A 9,911-nucleotide genomic window follows, 5' to 3' on the forward strand; every position below is an offset into this window, starting at 1 on the left:
GTGCAAAGAACTCGACCGCATTCGCCTCATAGAGATCGGCGGCACGATTGAGGATGGCAGCGCGCTCGGCAACGGGACGTTTTGCCCAGGCCGGCTGCGCTTCCACCGCAAAGCGCACGGCGGTCGCGACTTGCTTTGCGGCGGCTTCGCTGACCGTGCCGACCACTTCGGAAGGCTTTGCCGGGTTGACGATCGGACGCAGCTTGCCGTAGCCGGCGGCCCGCGTGATCGGCTTGGCATGCCAGCGATCCGGCCCGGCGAAGGCCGCCCTGGCCTTGTCGATCGCCGCCAGCGTCACCGTGTCGGTGATGTCGAATCCTTTCGAATTGCGACGCCCGGCTCCAAAGATCTGGGAAGGCCGGGCAATCGCCGGATTGGCGGCCGGACCCTGGCTCTCGACCGTTTCGAGCGGATCGCGCGCAATGTCCTCCGGCTCGACGTCCTCGTCGGTCAGTTGGTGTACGAAGGAGGAATTGGCGCCGTTCTCCAGCAGCCGGCGGACCAGATAGGCCAGCAGATCGGAATGCGCACCGACCGGTGCATAGATGCGGCAGCGCGTGCCTTCGTACCGGCGCACCGTCTCGTGCAGCGCCTCGCCCATGCCGTGCAGGCGCTGGAACTCGAAGGAATCGCGATTGTCCGCCATCGCCAAGATGGCGGCGACGGTGTGGGCATTGTGGGTGGCGAATTGCGGATAGATGCGGTCGGTCATCGATAGCAGCTTTTTCGCGCAAGCCATGTAGGAAACGTCGGTGTTGGTCTTGCGGGTGAAGACGGGATAGCCTGACAGTCCGAGCGTCTGCGCGCGCTTGATCTCGGTGTCCCAATAGGCACCCTTGACCAGCCGCACCATGATGTTGCGGTCGTATTTCCTGGCCAGCGCATAGAGCCAATCGATGGCGAAGGCCGCGCGCGGCCCATACGCTTGCACCACCACACCAAAGCCATTCCAGCCGGCGAGTTCCGGCTCGGCCAGCACCCGCTCGATGACGTCGAGCGACAGATCGAGGCGATCGGCCTCCTCGGCATCGATGTTGAGGCCCATGCGCGAATGGCGCGCGGCCAGCGCCAGCGACAAGAGCCGGTCTGCCATGACAGGCAGCATCTCGTCCTTCTGCCCCACCTCGTAGCGCGGATGCAGCGCCGAAAGCTTGACCGAGATGCCGTGGTTCTGCCTGATGTCAGGACCGTTGGAGCCGGAATCGAGCGACGAAATCGCGTCGGCATAGGCCTTGTGATAGCGCAAGGCGTCGGCCTCGGTGCGGGCTGCCTCGCCCAGCATGTCGAAGGAGTAGAGGTAGCCCTTCTGCGTCATCGGCCGGCCGCGCTTGACGGCTTCCGTGATGGTGCGGCCGAGCACGAACTGCTCGCCCATTTCACGCATGGCGGCGGCCACCGCCTTGCGGATGACCGGCTCGCCCAGCCGCCGCACCATAGAACGCAGCGTGCCCTCGATGCCGCCCTCGCCCTCATCGAGGACGCGGCCGGTCAGCATCAGCGCCCAGGTCGAGGCATTGACGAAGATGGAGCTTGAACCGCCCGAATGCGCCGACCAGTCGTGCGGCGCGATCTTGTCGGCGATGAGGTCGTCCATCGTTTCGGTGTCGGGCACGCGCAACAGTGCCTCGGCCAGGCACATCAGCGCCACGCCTTCCTTGGTGGAGAGACCATAGGCCGAGAGGAAGACTTCCATCAGCCGAGGATCCGACGAGCCGCGCACCGCCCGCACCAGATCGGCGGCCCGTGCCGAGATCGCCTTGCGGTCTTTCCCGGAGAGCGCCGTAGCGTCGGCAAGCCGCTTCACGGCCTCGTCTTCGTCGGGCAGGTAGTTGGCGCGAATCTGCTGGCGGATGGCATCGAGCGCTGGCATGGCGGTCCCATGGATCGAGCAAAGGAGATCGGGCCGGCGGTCACCGGACCGAATGGCGCAAGCTAGCACAGGTACGAATTTTCAGTCGGTCCGAAGAAATCGACATTGCAGGTCATTCGATCTATCATAACGGCTCAAAACTGACATATGGACTACATTTTCGATGATAGAAGACCAATTGGACCGCATCGACAGGAATATCCTGTCGGCGCTGGCAAGCGATGGCCGGCTTTCCATGTCGGAACTGGCGACAAAGGTCGGCCTGTCAAAGACGCCGGTGCAGGCGCGGGTGAAGCGGCTGGAAAAGGACGGCTATATCAGAGGCTACCAGGCGATCATCGACCGCGAGCGCATTGGCGAAGGCCATGTCGCTTTCGTCCAGGTGAAATTGTCCGACACCCGATCCGCCGCGCTCGATGCCTTCAACCGATCCGTACAGGCCGTGCCGGAGATCGAGCAGTGCCACATGATGGCGTCGAGCTTCGACTATCTGCTGAAAGTCCGCACCAGGGATATCGCCGCCTATCGCCGCGTCCTCGGCGAACGCATCTCAGCCCTGCCCCACGTCGCCCAGACTTCGACCTTCGTGGCCATGGAGACGGTCAAGGATCGGTAGAGCGTAGGGATGGCTGAAGCCTCCCCAACTTCGTCATCCTAGGGCGAAGCAGGAGCGAAGCTCCGTCTCGGAGACCCTGGGATCCATGCCGCGACCTCGGCCGAAGAATGCAGCGGAGCAGAATTCCGCACCGCAGCAGCGCTTCCGAGTCCCGGCATGGATCCTGGGGTCTGCGCCGCGTCGCTTCGCTCCTTGCTACGCCCCAGGATGACGAAGCGATGGATGTTTGCGCCAATCGCCGAAGCATGCGGTCCGTGCTTAAGGAATTAGGCGCTCAGCGGTCGCCCCACGACTTTGGCTTCCTGTTTCTCGCACCGAGCCTTGATCGAAGCCTCTGCGATTGCGAATTCCTCTTCCAATGCTCATATTGGGCAGCGAATTTTGAATCCTTGAACCATTCCTTGGCGGCTTCCTCGACGGGAATCATACTCCGGCTCATAGAACCTCCTTTGCTCGCTTCAGCACCAACTCGCCTCGCTTCGCTCAACTATTCCTATCGCCGGCAACCTCACTCCGCCAGCGTCGTCAAAAACGCCACCAGCGCCGCACGCTCTCGATCTGAAAGCTCCAGCGGGTGAACTTCTGACACCCCCTCAACGCTAGGCGCGGCCTTCGCATAGTGCGCCACCACCTCGTCGAGCGACGAAAACTGCCCGGCATGCATATAGGGCGGCCGCGTTGCCGCTCCGCGCAGCGATGGCGTCTTGTAGGCACGAACGAGTTCGGGCGCATCCTTGACCATGAAGCGCAACTCGCCGCAGGCGCTGGCGTCGCCATCGCGATAAGCGCCGAAGCAGTTGAACGGGTCCGCCTCGACTTGGTGCACGGCATCGATACGGCCGCGATCCGGCGGCAGGCCCGCAACGGAAGGCACGCCGGTGTTGTGGAAGCTGTTGTCGGTGAAGCGCGGGCCGTTGTGACAGGTCACGCAATTGGCCTTGCCGATGAACAGTTTAAGCCCAAGGATTTCTTGTTTGGAAAAGACAGCATCGCCCTTCGGCTCGGCACCGGTGGCGAGGTCCAGCGCAAAGCGGTCGAAGCGCGTTGGCGCCGGCGCGATCGAGCGTTCGAAGGCGGCAATCGCCTTGCCTAGATTGGCAAAGACGCCGTTGATAGCGTCACGCTGCGGGCCGCTCATGGCATTCCAGGCCGCCCTCTCGACATCGTTTCCAAGCGGGCTGGCATCCAACGGCAAGTCGGAAAAATCAGGCAGCGGCCCGAAGATGCGCTCATAGCGTTCGCCGAAGCGCGCCTTGATGTAATGCGCGTAGGCGGTGCGGTTTCCCGCCTGCTCCAGCGGGTTTTCGAGCGGCGTCAGCGCTTGCGCCCACAGGCTGTCGCGGCGGCCATCCCAGAAGAACCAGGGATCGCGCGCGACGCCGGCCAGTGGCATGGTGCGCCGGTTGGTGCGGCCCACCCCGACCGCCTGCGGCAGGTCGTCCTGGAACTGACGGTCGATCTTGTGGCATGTCGAACAGGATACCGACCCGTCACCGCTCATGCCCTGATCGAAGAACAGCGTCGAGCCGAGTGCGGCAGCCGCCGGCACGTCGGCAAAACGATTGGTGGTGTCGGGCTTGAGCGCCGGCAGGGACGACAGCGCCAGCGAGGCGATGGTCGTCTTCTCGGCGTCGGAAAAATCCGGCTTCGTGCAACCGGCAAGGACAACGGCCATCATCAGCGCCAGAAAACGCGAACGCCGCCTCATGTCCTGCTCACAGCACCACGTTGAAGAGCACCGTGTCGGAGCCGGCGGTGGCCGAGATGGCGAAATGCAACTGCCACCAGCCGCTCATGGTGAATTTCACTCCTTCGATTCGATAACGCCCGTCGCCGAGATAGTCGGTCGCCTGCGGGCTGGTCGGCAGGCCGTGACTGTGCAGTGGCATGCCGCCCGAAATCGCGATCGCGGCACCTTCCACCGGAACACCTGCCTTTGTCTTCAAGGTCAGCAGCCAGGATTGCAGTTCGCCCTGCCGTACGACACCCCGCTCCGGCGCGAAGCTGGCCACGAACAGCGCGGTGGCGGTGTTCTTCGTCCGCGAGACATCCGGGCCGGCAGGCAGCGACGACCGCGGCGCCGTCAGGAAGACGACCGCGAGAATGCCGACCAGCAAGGCAGCCAGACCAAGACCCGCCAGAAGATAACGCCATATCGATGCCAAACCGGTTCCTCTTCCGCAGACAACGCTCTGCCGGACGGATCGCATCCCGCCAGCCTGTGGGAAAACGCTGTGACGGAAAAAACCCTGCTTGCCAAGCATGGCGCTGCCGGTGGCAAAAAGCTACAGCACCGGGATCACTGGAGGATTGTAGATGGCGGGAAACGGCGTCGCCTCGATCGGCGAATGCATGCTCGAACTGTCGGGCCAGACGGGACCGAACTGGCGCATGGGCTTTGCCGGCGACACGTTCAACACGCTGTGGGCGCTGCACGCGCTGAGCACCGAGCGGCCGGCAACCTATGTCTCGGCCTTCGGCGACGATCCGTTCTCGCAAGGGCAGATCGATTTCTTCGCTGAAAACGGCATTGGCATCGGCTCCAGCCCGCTCATAGCGGGCGCGCGGCCCGGCCTCTATGCCATCACGCTGACGGGAGCCGAACGCTCCTTCACCTATTGGCGTGGCGACGCCGCCGCGCGGCAGCTTGCCTCGGACCCGGCCGCATTATCGAAAAACCTGGAAAATCAGGAACTTGTCTATTTTTCCGGAATCACTTTGGCAATTCTGGACAAAGCCGCGCGCGCTGCGTTGCTGGCCGCCGTCGCCAAGGCGCGTTCGGCTGGTTCCCTTATCGCCTTCGACCCCAACTACCGGCCGCGGCTCTGGCGTGAGCGCGAGGAGGCGCAGGCAGCGATCGTCGAAGCCCTTGCTGTCACTGATATCGCATTACCAACCTTTCCCGACGAGCAGATGCTGTTTGAGGATGCAACGCCGCAAGCGACCGCTAAACGGATCGGGAAATTGGTTGGCGAGGTCGTCGTCAAGAATGGCGAAGCGCCGGCGCTGATCGCCAAAGGAGGAACGCTGCGCGACGTGCCGGCGATCCATGTCGCGGCTCCCGCTGATACGACGGGCGCCGGCGATTCCTTCAACGGCGGCTATCTTGCGGCTCGACTTGCCGGTCACGACCCGCTGGAAGCCGCACGCCGTGCCCATCGTGTCGCCGCCGCCGTGGTGCAGGTACGTGGCGCCCTGGCGCCGTTCGAGACGCTGCGGGCGGCGTTCGAAGGCTAAGGTAGCCGGAATCTGTATTCCGTGACGTGGTGGTAGATCGCGCCCGGCCACAGCGTCGCCTGCGGGAAATAGGGCCGGTTCGGCGCATCCGGCCAAATCTGCGGCTCGAGGCAGAAACCGCAAAAGGCCTTGTAGTTCCGCCCTTCCAGCCCGGTGCGCGGCGTCACATACTGGCCGGTATAGAGCTGGACGCCGGGCTCAGTGGTCCAGACCTCCATCTCGACACAGGAACTGGCGCCTTGCGTCCACGCCGCCTGTTTGAGCGGCCCGCGTGTCGAAGCGAGGCAGAAATTCTGGTCGTAGGGCAGCTGTTCGCCCTCGGTCTCCATGCGCAACGGCCGCGCCTGGCGGAAATCGAACGGCGTGCCGTCAACCGGCTTGACCACCCCGGTCGGGATCATGTCGCCATCGACCGGCAGATAGGCGCCGGCATTCAACATCATCCTGTGGTCGAGAATGTCTCCGGCGCCGCCATCGTCCAGGTTGAAGTAGGAATGCTGGGTGAGATTGCACAGCGTCGGCTCCTCACAGGTGGCTGTCAGCTCGACGCTAAGCGTGCCGGGGATCTTCAACCGGTAGGTGCAGGTGACATCAAGCGCGCCGGGAAAACCCATCGCGCCGTCGGGATCGTGCAGGGTCAGCGTGACGAAATCCCTGCCATGCAAGGAAACCGTCCACGGCCGGTGGGAGTAACCTTGCGAGCCGCCATGCAGCGTATGCTTGTCGAGGAAGTTTTGCTCGGTCTGGTAGCGGCTGCCGCCAATGGTGAAGCGGCCGTCACGGATGCGGTTGGCGTAGCGGCCAACGACAGCACCGAAGAAGGCCGTATCCGTCTCGTAGCCTTCCAGGCTGTCATAGCCGAGCACCAGCGGAGCATCGTGCCCGGTCAGGCGCAGATCCTGGATGATCGCGCCCAGACCGATGATGTTGGCTGTGATGCCGCCGCCCCTGATCGTGAAGCGACGCACCTGCTCGCCAGCCTGCGTCGTGCCGAAAACCTCGCCGTCCTTCATCGCCATGCCCGTAAATGCCAGTTGATCCAGAAGACTTCGGCTGGTTTTCCCACGAGAGATGGGCAGGCTATCGGCCTGCTCATCTCAGGGATAGCCTATCAGAGGCCGAGGCCGCCGATGCAGACATATTTGGTGTCGAGGTAATCCTCGATGCCCTGATGTCCGCCTTCCTTGCCGAGGCCGGATTCCTTGACGCCGCCGAACGGCGCTTCCGGCGTGGTGATGAGGCCTTCATTGACGCCGACCATGCCGTATTTCAGCCCTTCCATCACACGGAAGGCGCGGCCGAGATCGCCCGTGTAGAAGTAGCAGGCGAGGCCGAATTCGGTGTCGTTGGCGAGGGCGACGGCCTCCTCCTCGGTCTCGAACTTGAACACCGGTGCGACCGGGCCAAAGATCTCTTCCTTCATGAAGCGCATCTTGGGTGTCGCGTTGGCGATGACCGTCGGCTGGAAGAACGAACCGCCGAGCGCATGGCGCTTGCCGCCGGCGACGATCTTGCCGCCCTTGGATGTGGCGTCGGCGATCAGTTCCTCGACCTTCTCGACCGCCTTCTCGTCGATCAGCGGCCCCTGCTGCACGCCGTCCTCGAGGCCGGAGCCGACCTTCAGCCCGTTGCTGGCGGCAGCGAGCTTCTCGACGAACTTGTCATAGACACCAGCCTGGACAAGGAAGCGGTTGGTGCAGACGCAGGTCTGGCCGGAATTGCGGTACTTGGCGGTGATCGCACCGGCGACCGCACGCTCGAGGTCGGCGTCGTCGAAAACGATGAACGGCGCGTTGCCGCCGAGCTCCATCGATACCTTCTTGACGGTGACCGACGACTTCTGGATGAGAAGCTTGCCGACCTCGGTCGATCCGGTGAATGTGATCTTCGACACCAGCGGATTGGCGCAAATCTCGTCGCCGATCTCGCTGGCCGAACCGGTCAGGATGTTGACGACGCCCTTGGGGAAGCCGACTTCCTCGGCGAGCGCACCCCAGGCGAGGCCCGAATATGGCGTCTGCGACGCCGGCTTGACCACCGCGGTGCAGCCGGCGGCGAGCGCCGGGCCGAGTTTGCGAGCCAGCATCGAGGACGGGAAATTCCATGGCGTGATGGCGGCAATGACGCCGACCGGCTCCTTGGTCACCAGGATGCGGCGGTCCGCCCATGGTGAGGGCACGACATCGCCATAGGTGCGGCGGCCTTCCTCGGCGAACCACAATATGTAGGCCGCGGCGGAGCCAATCTCGCCCTTCGATTCGAACAGCGACTTGCCCTGCTCGATGGTCAGCAGTTCGGCCAGCACGTCCTGATTGTCCATCATCGCGTCATGCAGCTTGCGCAGCAGCTTCGAGCGCTCGAGCGCGGTGGTCTTGCGCCACGACTTGAAGGCGACGGCGGCGGCCTCGATGGCGCGGCGCGTCTCGGCCTTGCCCGACTTCGGCACGGTGCCGATCTTGAGACCGGTGGCCGGATTGTTGACGTCGACTGTCTGGCCGCTGTCGGCCTGCACCCACTCGCCGTTGATGAGATTGGCCTGCCGCATGAAATGGCTGGTTTTCTGAAGCATGGTCTATCCTCCGTTCAGCGCCCTGACGGGCCGGTCTGTGAAATCTTCGGTGAGCGTGCGCCATGGACTGAAGCCGGCACGCCGGAGCCACTGCTCTTTACCGAGGGCAAGGCCCGCAAGCAATCGCAAGATGGCATATAGGGCTTGGGCCACAGCGAGACGAGAGCAGGCGACGTGCTTACCCCGATGCCTTACCCGAAAACGTGCAAGACGACAGTCAGCCAGAAAGCCGTGGTGATGGCTGCACAGGCCGTGGCGATGGTCATCTGGTTCGACGCCAGCGCCTGGCCGGTGTTGAACTGCACCGCGATCAGATAGGAATTGACGCCGGATGGCATCGCGGCCACCATCACCGCCACCTTGGCCGTCAAGGGCGGCAGGCCGAGCAGCCAGACGAAGACCAGGACCAGCGCTGGCATCAGGAACAGCTTCAGCACCGAAAGCACCAACGCCGGCCTGACATTGCCCGAAATGCCGAAGCGGCGCAGGCTGAGCCCCATGGCAAACAGCGCCACCGGACCGGCCGTATCGGCCAGCGCATCGACCAGGCGCATGGCGACATCAGGCAGCGGCGCACCCGTGATGCGCCATGCAAGGCCTGCCAGAATGCCGATGATCAACGGATTCATGAAAAGCCGCCTGAGGAAGCTACGGATAACGCGCAAGGGATGCACGGGTTCGCCGCTGCCGCGGCCGAAGACTTCGAACAACACGATCGAGGCCATCAGCATGATCGGCAGATGCACGGAGACCAGCAGCGACAGCACTTCGAAGCCGCTCGGGCCGAAGATGCCAAGAATGAAGGGAACGCCGAGCAGCACGATATTGGAAAAGGCGGACGAAACCCCGCCGACGACGCCGGCGCGGGCATCCCTGCCGAAGATACGGGTGGTGACCAGATGGCCGGCGGCCCAAGTGATGGCGACCGCGGCGAAATAGGCGCCCCACAGCGACCATGGCGCCACGCCGTGGAAATCGGACTTCACCATTGTCTGGAACAGAAGCAGCGGCATCGCCACGTTGATGGCAAATTCAGATATCCCCTCGCCGCTCGCTGGCTTCAAATAGCCGGTAAACCCGGCGAGATAGCCGAGCGCGACAAGGCTGAAGACGAAAAGGACGGTTTCGGTGAGCGGAGACATTTTTACCGTGACGGGCGGGTTTCCCGTGATAGGCGAGCCACGACCGCGACGCAATCGCGCCTGAATTTGATCATCGTCGGCTGGCAGCGTTATAGAGGGTTTGGATCATCAGGGCGGACACGAACGACAAATGGCTTTTGTCGGACTCTCGAACCTTAGTCGTTTGCGGCGGGCATGGCTGACGGCTATCGTCGCCGCACTGCTTTGCCTTGCCGCGACCGCGCTTGCAGTTGCCGAGACGAAAAGCCTTAAGGGCGTGGCGCTGATCATCGGCCAGTCGAATTACCTGCACATCGCCGCCCTGCCCAACCCCGCCAACGACGCCCGCGACATGGCCAAGATGCTGACCGACCTTGGCTTCGACGCCCGCAGCGTCACCGACCGCGACGCCACCAAGCTGAAGCGCGACCTGGAGCGGTTCACCGAAGATGCCGACGGCGCCGATGTCGCCTTCATCTACTATTCTGGTCATGGCAT

At 63.4% G+C, this 9,911-nt stretch carries 9 protein-coding genes; 3 read left to right on the forward strand and 6 right to left on the reverse strand.

Features of this window, described 5'->3' with window-relative positions:
- Positions 1 to 1,870 (reverse strand): bifunctional proline dehydrogenase/L-glutamate gamma-semialdehyde dehydrogenase PutA (putA, locus tag EN749_RS22420; protein WP_128363994.1); only part of this gene is annotated, 1,870 nt, incomplete at its 3' end.
- 163 nt (positions 1,871 to 2,033) lie between these two features.
- On the opposite strand from putA, the gene EN749_RS22425 reads away from it, so the two are divergent.
- Entirely contained in the window at positions 2,034 to 2,486 is a 453-nt protein-coding gene (locus tag EN749_RS22425; RefSeq protein WP_128363995.1) for an Lrp/AsnC ligand binding domain-containing protein, read from the forward strand.
- Between the two features lie 508 nt (positions 2,487 to 2,994).
- Here the strand turns inward: EN749_RS22425 and EN749_RS22430 are convergent.
- The gene (locus EN749_RS22430) at positions 2,995 to 4,194 is read right to left on the reverse strand and encodes a cytochrome c peroxidase (protein ID WP_128363996.1); all 1,200 of its coding nucleotides are present in this window, start codon (positions 4,192 to 4,194) and stop codon (positions 2,995 to 2,997) included.
- A 7-nt stretch (positions 4,195 to 4,201) separates the two neighbouring features.
- Positions 4,202 to 4,651 (reverse strand): FixH family protein, encoded by a 450-nt coding sequence (locus EN749_RS22435; RefSeq protein ID WP_127398774.1) that lies wholly within the window; start codon positions 4,649 to 4,651, stop codon positions 4,202 to 4,204.
- 151 nt (positions 4,652 to 4,802) lie between these two features.
- Between EN749_RS22435 and EN749_RS22440 the strand changes: the two genes are divergently transcribed.
- Entirely contained in the window at positions 4,803 to 5,723 is a 921-nt protein-coding gene (locus EN749_RS22440) for a sugar kinase (RefSeq protein WP_128289326.1), read from the forward strand.
- Here EN749_RS22440 and EN749_RS22445 read toward each other — a convergent pair.
- From EN749_RS22445 to EN749_RS22455, 3 genes are all read right to left on the reverse strand, one after another.
- Entirely contained in the window at positions 5,720 to 6,742 is a 1,023-nt protein-coding gene (locus EN749_RS22445) for an aldose epimerase family protein (RefSeq protein ID WP_128289325.1), read from the reverse strand. The two genes, EN749_RS22440 and EN749_RS22445, sit on opposite strands and share 4 nt — an antisense overlap.
- Before the next feature lie 92 nt (positions 6,743 to 6,834).
- Positions 6,835 to 8,292 carry an NAD-dependent succinate-semialdehyde dehydrogenase gene (locus EN749_RS22450; RefSeq protein WP_127267428.1) on the reverse strand — a complete coding sequence of 486 codons (1,458 nt, stop codon included), beginning with the start codon at positions 8,290 to 8,292 and terminating at the stop codon, positions 6,835 to 6,837.
- A gap of 191 nt (positions 8,293 to 8,483) precedes the next feature.
- Positions 8,484 to 9,434 carry an AEC family transporter gene (locus EN749_RS22455; protein WP_128363997.1) on the reverse strand — a complete coding sequence of 317 codons (951 nt, stop codon included), beginning with the start codon at positions 9,432 to 9,434 and terminating at the stop codon, positions 8,484 to 8,486.
- A gap of 130 nt (positions 9,435 to 9,564) precedes the next feature.
- Here EN749_RS22455 and EN749_RS37765 point away from each other — a divergent pair.
- On the forward strand, positions 9,565 to 9,911 hold a 347-nt coding region (locus tag EN749_RS37765; protein WP_189367655.1), incomplete at its 3' end, for a caspase family protein.

This window comes from Mesorhizobium sp. M7A.F.Ca.ET.027.02.1.1 (assembly GCF_004022985.1).
Classification (GTDB): Bacteria; Pseudomonadota; Alphaproteobacteria; order Rhizobiales; family Rhizobiaceae; genus Mesorhizobium.